Source organism: Mycobacterium innocens, from assembly GCF_900566055.1.
Lineage (GTDB): Bacteria > Actinomycetota > Actinomycetes > Mycobacteriales > Mycobacteriaceae > Mycobacterium > Mycobacterium innocens.
Map to the genome: position 1 here is coordinate 1 of NZ_UPHQ01000092.1, position 5,107 is coordinate 5,107.

6 protein-coding genes are annotated in these 5,107 nt (G+C 65.1%); 3 read left to right on the forward strand and 3 right to left on the reverse strand.

Annotated features, from left to right (window positions below):
* Positions 1 to 174: 174 nt before the first annotated feature.
* Positions 175 to 1,020 (reverse strand): patatin-like phospholipase family protein, encoded by an 846-nt coding sequence (locus EET03_RS10400; protein ID WP_075542289.1) that lies wholly within the window; start codon positions 1,018 to 1,020, stop codon positions 175 to 177.
* A gap of 95 nt (positions 1,021 to 1,115) precedes the next feature.
* On the opposite strand from EET03_RS10400, the gene EET03_RS10405 reads away from it, so the two are divergent.
* A complete protein-coding gene (locus EET03_RS10405) occupies positions 1,116 to 1,559 on the forward strand; it encodes a hypothetical protein (protein WP_075542288.1) in 444 nt (147 codons plus the stop codon).
* Between the two features lie 289 nt (positions 1,560 to 1,848).
* Here EET03_RS10405 and EET03_RS10410 read toward each other — a convergent pair whose 3' ends face one another.
* Complete coding sequence (locus EET03_RS10410; protein WP_075542287.1) at positions 1,849 to 2,373, reverse strand: helix-turn-helix domain-containing protein; 525 nt, start codon at positions 2,371 to 2,373, stop codon at positions 1,849 to 1,851.
* Positions 2,374 to 2,463: 90 nt separating this feature from the next.
* Here EET03_RS10410 and EET03_RS10415 point away from each other — a divergent pair, with 90 nt between their 5' ends.
* Both EET03_RS10415 and EET03_RS10420 read left to right on the forward strand, forming a co-directional pair.
* A complete protein-coding gene (locus EET03_RS10415; RefSeq protein WP_075542286.1) occupies positions 2,464 to 3,249 on the forward strand; it encodes an aldolase in 786 nt (261 codons plus the stop codon).
* Between the two features lie 51 nt (positions 3,250 to 3,300).
* Positions 3,301 to 4,182 carry a dihydrodipicolinate synthase family protein gene (locus tag EET03_RS10420; RefSeq protein ID WP_208649033.1) on the forward strand — a complete coding sequence of 294 codons (882 nt, stop codon included), beginning with the start codon at positions 3,301 to 3,303 and terminating at the stop codon, positions 4,180 to 4,182.
* Between the two features lie 203 nt (positions 4,183 to 4,385).
* Here EET03_RS10420 and EET03_RS10425 read toward each other — a convergent pair whose 3' ends face one another.
* A complete protein-coding gene (locus EET03_RS10425; RefSeq protein WP_075542284.1) occupies positions 4,386 to 4,967 on the reverse strand; it encodes a YncE family protein in 582 nt (193 codons plus the stop codon).
* Positions 4,968 to 5,107: the final 140 nt, after the last annotated feature.

The following is a 5,107-nucleotide window of genomic DNA, read 5'->3' on the forward strand; positions in this document are numbered from 1 at the left end:
CATGAGCCCGACCCAACAGCGACTCGCCGACCTGTTCGCAATCCACCAATACGCACCCACCCGCTGACCAACAGCGCCCAACACCGCGAGTTGGGTAATACACCAGCCCTGCCCAAAAACACAACCCCACCAGGGCAAATCAGGCCGTCGATCAACGAAGGCCGGAAACTCCCGCTAGTGCAGGTGCGGTTCGAGCAGTGCGGCCTGGCCGGTGGACATGGGGCTGGCCGCCAACCACTGGCGGGTTGCCTCGTGCGACCGCTCGATGAGCGTTGCCGCATGCGAGAAGTCGACTCCGGAAATCGAGACCGGACACAGCGGACGGATGACGCGCAGGTCGGCGGTCTGCTCGAAGCGCTCGACGTCGAGGGCGAGGCGATGATTGACGGCAAGCGATATCGCGTGCAAAACCATCGTGACTGCTGATGGTGGTGACATGGGCAGGGCACATGAGTAGCCGGTCGGCAACACCCAGACCTGGTCGGCGCCAAGGGCGATCGCGTGTGATACCGGGGTGTTGTTCACCACGCCGCCGTCCATCAGATCGCGTCCATTGATGTTGACCGGCGGGAAGATGCCCGGGATGGCCGCGCTGGCCGCGATCGCGTCGACCGCGTCTCCGTACGACAGCAGCACGTCGATGCCCGAGATCACGTCGGTGGCCACGACGTGGAACGGGATCGGCGCATCCTCGAGCCTGGCGAAGCCGAGTTCTCGGGTGAGGATGCGCCGCAGACCCGCGCTGGGCACCAAGTGCTGACGGCGGCCGAGGAAGCCCAGCAGCCCGGCGACCGGGTGGGTGGGGAATACCTCTTTGCGGCTGAGCGACAGCCACACCTTCGCCAGCTCCCGAATGCCGTCGGCATCGGGCCGCGCGGCGATCCAGGCGCCATTGAGCGCGCCGACGGAGGTGCCGATGATCAGGTCCGGCCTGATGCCTTCATCCGCCAGGGCCTGCAGCATCCCGACCTGGATGGCGCCGAGGCTCGCGCCGCCGGAGAACACGAACGCTGTGGTCACAGATGGATACTAAGGACCTTTTGCCGCCGCGGCTGCGGCTTCCGGCGAGATTGCAAATCCCTACCGTCCGTGACGAATCCGGTAGCGTTTTCGATATGACGGACGTGCGAAAGACGGTAAGCGCGGTCGCAGCGGCAGGCTGTGTGGCAATGGCCGCAGCAGCCTTGGCGGTAGCGGGGATTGCGGCAACGCCGGCGGTCTCCCACGCGGACCCGGTTGGGCATCAGGTGACCTACACCGTCACCACCACCAGTGATCTGATGGCCAACATCCAGTACATGAACGCCGACCCGCCCAGCCAGGCGGCGTTCAACGCCGACTCGTCGAAGTACATGACCACCGTGCACGCCCCGATCACCGGCGGCGAGCCGCTGGTCTATACGACCGCGCTGGCAAATCCGAACCAGTGGGCGATCGTCACCGCCAGTGGCGGGCTGCGGGTCAACCCGGAGTTCCACTGTGAGATCGCCGTCGACGGTCAGGTGGTGGTGTCGCAGAACGGCGGCAGCGGAGTCTCCTGCTCGACGCGGCCGTGGTGACCGAGCCGTAGTAAAGCTGGTTTGGCCTTGTGGCACAAGACAATTCGTTGAGTTCAAGCCGCATATAGTGCCGTCGGCCACCGGGCCGAATCGGCCGCGGCGAGTTGTGCGTCCCCGCCAAGGGTTGCGACACCCGTCGTCAGTCGGAGATTTCGTCGACGGTGAACCAACGTGACGAACGCGGGTCTTCTTCCTCGCGGAACAGGGTTTCGTAGGACATATCGCCTCCGTTCACTGCGACTGCTGATGTGACGAGGCTAACAGCGCCGCGTCGATCGCCGCAGCGCTTTCAGCGACCGGTGTGGGTGACGACGACGACCTCTGCGCGCTCGTCGCCGACCGCCCGCAAGGTGTGGCCGACCGACGCGTCGAAATAGGCGCTGTCGCCGGTGTCGAGTGTGATGGTCTGGTCGCCGTAGTCGAGTTCGACACTGCCGGTGTGTACGAACACGAACTCCTGGCCGGCGTGCTCGGGATGGGGATCGTCGGCGGGGTTGCCGGTAGGGCGAACCAGGAACGGCGACATGGACTTTCCCAGCAACGTCGACGCCAGCGCCCGATAGCGTCCCCGCACCTGGCCGGCGCGGTCGCTTGCCCGGTCGACGGTGATCTTCTCTTGGGCCGTCTCGTCGGAGAACAGCCGCCCGACATCGACGTCGAGCGCTCGAGCGACCTTGAGCGCCACCGCGATTGACGGTGTGCTGTGCCCGCGCTCGATCTTGGACAGGTAACTTTTGGTCAGGCCGGTCTGTTCCGCGAGCTGTTCCAGGGTGAGGCCACGATGCCTGCGAACGGCGCGCAACAGTGCTGTCACCGGACACTCCCTCCACCCCGCCACCCGGGACACAAGGTTTCCTATAGTGCTACTATTGTGTCACACGCTCGCGACACCGGGGAGCCGCTGATGGCAACCACCTTTACCGATTCCAAGTCCGAACTGATGCGCCGTGCCCAGGAGCGGCTCAGCGCCGAGACGGCCGAATCGCCGTTGACGACCCGGCAGAAGGTGGCGCTGACCTGCCGCGCCCTGTTCGACGCCGGCCATGACTCCGGCCTGGCCGGGCAGATCACCGCCCGCGCCGAAGACCCCGGGAGGTACTACACCCAGCGGCTGGGCCTGGGGTTCGACGAGATCACCGAAGACAACCTGCTGCTGGTCGACGAGGACCTCAACGTCCTGCATGGAGACGGTATGGCCAACCCCGCCAACCGTTTTCACAGCTGGATTTATCGGGCACGTCCCGACGTGCACTGCATCGTGCACACCCACGCCTTCCACGTGGCGGCGTTGTCGATGCTGAAGGTTCCGCTGATCGTGTCGCACATGGACACCACGCCGCTCTACGACGACTGCGCGTTTCTCGCCGACTGGCCGGGCGTTCCTGTCGGCAACGAGGAAGGTGAAATCATCACCGCCGCACTGGGTTCCAAGAAGGCGATGCTGCTGGCCCATCACGGGCAGGTGGTCGCCGGGGCCAGCATCGAGGAGGCGTGCTCGCTGGCGGTGCTGATCGAGCGTGCCGCCAAATTGCAGCTGGCCGCCATGGCCGCCGGAACCATCGTCGAGCTGCCCGAGCAGCTGGCCCGAGAGGCCCACGACTGGACGCTGACACCGGCGCGCAGCCGGGCCAACTTCGGCTACTATGCCCGCCGCGCCCTGGCGCGCCATCCCGATGCACTGAGTAGCTAACTCGTTATCCGCCAACAGAATCGGAGGAGCCCCGCTGTGGCCCAACCAGCCATGCCCAAGATCCACGGGATCATCGCCTACCCGGTGACGCCATTCGCGCCCGACGCAACCGGCGGTATCGACACCACCCGGCTCGCGGCTCTGGTCGATCGCCTGGTCAGCTCCGGCGTGCACGCCATTGCCCCGCTGGGCAGCACCGGTGAACTGGCCTACCTCGACGAGTCGGAGTTCGACACCGTGGTCGACACCACCATTGCGGCCGTCGATCGGCGGGTGCCGGTGATTGTCGGCGTCTCGGATGTGACCACTGCCAAGACCATTCGGCGTGCCCGGTACGCCGAGCGGGCCGGCGCCGACGCGGTGATGATCCTGCCGGTGTCCTACTGGAAGCTCACCGAACGCGAGATCGCCCAGCACTACCGCAGTATCGGCGACGCGATCGGCATCCCGATCATGGCCTACAACAATCCGGCCACCAGCGGCGTCGACATGAGCCCCGAACTGCTGGTCACCATGTTCGACAACATCGAAAACCTCACCATGGTCAAGGAATCCACCGGCGATCTGTCCCGGATGCACCGCATCGCCCAACTCAGCGACGGCCAGCTGCCGTTCTACAACGGCAGCAACCCGCTGGTGCTGGACGCGTTACGGGCCGGTGCGGCCGGATGGTGTACGGCTGCCCCCAACCTGCGGCCGCAGCCCTGCATCGACCTCTATGAGGCGGTGCGCCGCGACGACCTCGAAAAGGCCCAGCTGCTCTACGACGACCTGAAGCCATTGCTGCAGTTCATCGTCGCCGGCGGCCTGCCGACCACGGTGAAGGCCGGTCTCGAGTTGCTGGGTTTCCCGGTCGGGGATCCGCGAGCGCCGTTGCTGCCGCTTGACGAGCGGGGGCGTGCCGAGTTGCGGGACTTGCTGGCCGGCGGGTAACGCTGTCAGGACTTGGTGCCTGAGCTGAGGTGACTTTCGACCCTACGCCGGTGGTGGGTGCGCAGCGGACCATCAGAAATACCTTGCTGACCTTATTGGCATTTTCGATGTCAAACACGTTGTTGCGGTTAGTGTTTGAAGCCGAGCGTAACGGCGAGGCCAACCGGGCGGTTGCGGGCCGCCATTTTAGATCGGGCGTCGGGCTATCTGGACTCAATTACCGACATCGTGCCATCGAGGTAGCTCGTGACATATGCGGTGTGGATGTTTGGGTCCACCGCGACCCCCCACGGGTGCTTGCCGACGGCCACTGTGGCCGTGACCGTGTGCGTCTTCCCGTCGATTACCCACAGTGTGGCGTCCTCGTCGTAGTTCGTGACATAGACGGTGTGCGTCCCCGGATCCACCGCAATCTGCCACGGTTTCGTGCCGACGGGCACGGTGGCGATGACCGTGTTCGTCCTCCCGTCGATCACCGACACGGTATGGCCGTCCGGGTTGGCGGTGAAAATCGTGTGCGTGCCGGGATCCACCGCCACCCCGTGCGGTCGCTTGCTGACAGCCACGGTGGCCGTGACGGTGTGTGACGACCCGCCAATTACCGACGCGGTGTCGTCGCCGCTGTTGGTGACGTAGGCGGTGTGGGTTTCCGGATCCACCGCCACCCCGAACGGGCCGTGGCCCACCCGCACGGCGGCGGTGACGGTGTGCGTTTTTCCGTCGATCACCGACACCGTGTCGTCGTCGTTGTTAGCGCGGATTTCCGCGTAGCTGATTCGGGGCAATCTCCCGCGGCGGGCGCAGGCGGCTGACCTGGGGATTTGTGTGATCCAGGCGTGTTTACGCTCGGATCTGTTGCTCTGATATAGCTGCTACTTTGCGATTTGATCAGATCGTTATCGTGTCGTGATCTTCGGATTTCCTG

Excerpts from the sequence above, each read along its gene's own strand:
- EET03_RS10415 (WP_075542286.1), top strand. The coding sequence starts at position 2,464 with ATGGCAACCACCTTTACCGATTCCAAGTCCGAACTGATGCGCCGTGCC.
- EET03_RS10420 (WP_208649033.1), top strand. The coding sequence starts at position 3,301 with ATGCCCAAGATCCACGGGATCATCGCCTACCCGGTGACGCCATTCGCG.
- EET03_RS10405 (WP_075542288.1), top strand. The coding sequence starts at position 1,116 with ATGACGGACGTGCGAAAGACGGTAAGCGCGGTCGCAGCGGCAGGCTGT.